The sequence below is a fragment of the Ruegeria sp. BHSB058 genome (assembly GCF_059613285.1).
The window spans coordinates 1-2,958 of sequence record NZ_JBXWSF010000161.1 but is presented as its reverse complement, the minus strand read 5'-3'; the positions used below and the strand labels follow the sequence as shown (position 1 = coordinate 2,958).

Genomic DNA, 2,958 nt, shown 5'->3' with positions numbered 1-2,958 from the left:
TGAGTTGCTCCCCGTCTATCACAAGGCGCGGGATGTGGGTTCTGAAGAAAGCGACATCAGCGCGTTGCCGCGAGAATGGGCCTCATCTGATAGCGAAGGGAGCTTCGAAGGGCACACGATCGTTACGGGCGGAAATCTTTCAATAAATGAGGCAAACGCGAATATCGCCTGGTTGGATGCCCCTTATATCGCCGTAGGCGGTTTGGCGATCAATCTGATCTATATTAGCCAGGTCGCGGTGGTGTCAGATCTGGATATGACTGACACTGAAGGCATTAAATCAAACACGTCCATTTTCAATACGGCAGAAATCGAAATCAAGCCCAACACGGCTGCATGGCTCGACAACGAAAAAGGGTCGGGCGGACCGCCGCAGAATGTACATATCGACCAGATCAAGGGCGATCTGACGATCACCAATGTCATTCAACAAGACATCGTCACAACGGATATCGACAGTATCGAAACCGAAATAGCAGGGTTCTCGACCTATTATGCTCTAGGCGACAACATTTTGACCAACAGCAATGATATTCTGCAACTGGGTCAGCACTATGACCTGATCTTGGTTGGGGAGGACCTCATATCTGTCGATGTTGTTGCGCAAACACAAGTTCTCATAGATGACGATCTGATATCATTGGGAATTGGCGTTGGTCTGGTTGACGGCACGACCACAGCTAGTGAGGAACATACCGACAACAATCTCGTGATGAACCAGGCCAAGGTCACTACAATCGGCAAGGACACATACGAAGAATTACCGACACCACTTGCCGAAGTGCTTCCCGTGGATGACGCTGGCAGCACTGCTGCGTTGGAACAGGCGCTCACCAGCGATCCGCATTTCGCAGGTATGGAACAGATGCGTGTGTTGAAGATCGATGGCAGCCTGAAACAGGTCAACATCGTAAAGCAGGTGAACAAACTTGCCGACCAGGACGATCTAGTCGTCAAAGGCAAATCTGCAGACGCGATCGAACTGGTCGCCAGCAGTAACGCCATGCTTAATGCCGCAAATATCGCCAAGCACGGTGTCGATTCCGTCGTGATGTCGGGTGACGACGCCTATTCCGATCTGCTTTTGCATCAGGCAAGTTTTGTCGAAGCACCGGATACTTCGAACACCGAAGAAATTTCGGAACTGGTGAACGAAGCCGTTGCGTTCCTGATGGACGACGACTTTGTGAAGGCCCCGGAGCTTGGAGGCCTTGGTCGTGGCAAACAGAGCGACATGGATCACGATGCAAGCAACGCGGACGGAATGCACAGCATGCTCGCCTAGTGAGCAAGTTCATGAGTTTTGGTTTTTCGGGACAGTTTGAGTATGTCGACAAAGTTTCCACCATGGCGCAATGATCTGTTCTTCAACCCCGACGGCACCCTCAGAGGCGCCGATCGAATGCGTGGGAACGGCGAAAAAACTTTAAGGCTGTCGCCCGAGATGCGTGTGCCGCTGGCCGAGACAATGCGACCCCGAGCGCGTACCTCGGCACGTGAAACAAACGCACCAGAGGAAAAGGAGAGCAAAGGTAATCCTCAGGGGTCAACCCAGCCGACAAAACCTCGACCAGATTCCTTGGGCACCACTTTGGAGGCCAAGGCAAACGAACCGCTGCTCGCGCGTGGTGGGGATGGTGGCAATGGGGCTTCTCCTCCGGGGCCTTTTCATCGGCGGACCCCTCCAGATAACTATCAAAAGATACTTCGCACATCGCTGCGCGCCATTCAGCGCAACCTGGCATTTGTCATGGTTCTGACCCTTGCGACCAACTTGTTGATCCTGGCCATTCCAATCTACCTTTTCCAAATCAGTGACCGGGTTCTGACCAGCCGCTCTCTTGACACGTTGATCATGTTGACGGTGATCGTCGCCGGTGCCGTGATTTTTCAAGCAGCTTTTGATGCCGTGCGCCGCTTCATGCTAATGCGGACAGCAGTAGAAGTTGCAGCTCGACTCGGCGCGCCAACTCTAAGTGCTGCGGCCCATGCTTCGTTGCACGGTACAGGCCGTGAATATCAGACCCTGGGCGATTTACAGCAGGTACGCGGCTTTCTGGTATCGGGTACGCTCTTAGCATTTCTTGACGTGCCTTTCGCGCCATTCTTCTTGCTTATGATCTTTCTTGTTCACCCCGATCTGGGGATGATTGTCATCGTCACGGCTCTTCTGTTGATGGCTATTGCATTCATCAACCAGAAATTGACCGCGAAGCCCTTTGCCGAGGCGAACAGAGCGCAGTCGATGGCCAACCAGCACCTCGATTCGATGTCCCGAAACAGCCAGATCATCAATGCGCTCGCCATGATCCCCGAGGCGGTTCGTATCTGGGGCCGGGATACGGCGACATCGCTTACATGGCAAGTTCGCGCGCAGGACAGGAATGTCATCTTCGCCGCGATCTCGCGAGCGGTGCGCTTGCTGACCCAGATCGCGATTCTGGGATGGGGCGCCTTTCTGGCCCTGAATGGCGAGATTACCGGCGGCATGGTGATAGCCGCATCAATTATCGCCGGTCGCGCCTTCGCCCCGATCGAGGGCTCCATAGAAGGTTGGAATTCATTCTTGTTGACTCGAGGCGCCTTCGACCGCGTTCGCACACTCTTGGCAAACTCGGCGCTGCAATACGAGAAACTGCGCCTGCCGCGCCCTGAGGGTAAGCTGGACGTTGAACGTTTGCTCTATGTCCCGGGTGGGACCAAACACGTCGTGTTGAACGGAATAACCTTTTCGCTGAATCCAGGCGAGACATTGGCGATAATTGGCAATTCAGGCGCTGGGAAAACGACATTGGGCAAAACATTGGTTGGGTCGATTTTGCCAACATCTGGCAGTGTTAGATTAGACCTGATGGACATCCGAAACTGGGACCCGCGCCAGTTCGGCGAAAGCATCGGGTATCTGCCGCAAGACGTTCAGCTGTTCCCGGGAACGATAAAAGACAACATCGGTCGTAT

1 protein-coding gene and 1 pseudogene are annotated in these 2,958 nt (G+C 53.8%); both read left to right on the top strand.

Annotated features, from left to right (window positions below; all coding sequences use genetic code 11):
• Window positions 1-1,285, top strand: a pseudogene (locus AC2FNB_RS20880) (type I secretion protein); the annotation flags it as partial.
• A gap of 42 nt (window positions 1,286-1,327) precedes the next feature.
• A partial coding sequence (locus tag AC2FNB_RS20875; protein WP_496748656.1) for a type I secretion system permease/ATPase occupies window positions 1,328-2,958 on the top strand: 1,631 nt, incomplete at its 3' end.